The organism is Idiomarina sp. Sol25 (assembly GCF_033052775.1).
Classification (GTDB): domain Bacteria; phylum Pseudomonadota; class Gammaproteobacteria; order Enterobacterales; family Alteromonadaceae; genus Idiomarina.
The window spans coordinates 1-252 of record NZ_JAUPEW010000193.1; the positions used below are offsets into that span (position 1 = coordinate 1).

The 252-nt window shown below is 46.0% G+C and carries 1 protein-coding gene; it reads right to left on the minus strand.

Annotated features, from left to right (window positions below; all coding sequences use genetic code 11):
• Positions 1–30 precede the first annotated feature (30 nt).
• The coding region (locus tag Q5L94_RS13970; protein ID WP_317498953.1) for a hypothetical protein at positions 31–252 on the minus strand (222 nt) is incomplete at its 5' end.

The following is a 252-nucleotide window of genomic DNA, read 5'->3' on the forward strand; positions in this document are numbered from 1 at the left end:
CTAGTCGCCCCCTACCGCAAGCGTTGCCCTTTACTCCGCTTGGTCGAATCTGTGCATTAGAAATAAAGCAGACTCATCCGGTTCGTACGTGGCGGTCATAATCCGGTAGTGACCCGGCCTTATATTGGTCGAGATCATTTCTTTGTCGACATGCATGCCATCATCAGATGAGTCAAAGACGACCAACGTGTCAGCGAAAATATCGAAATCTAAAACCTCGCAGGGATTGTCAAATATTTTCTGATCTATTTT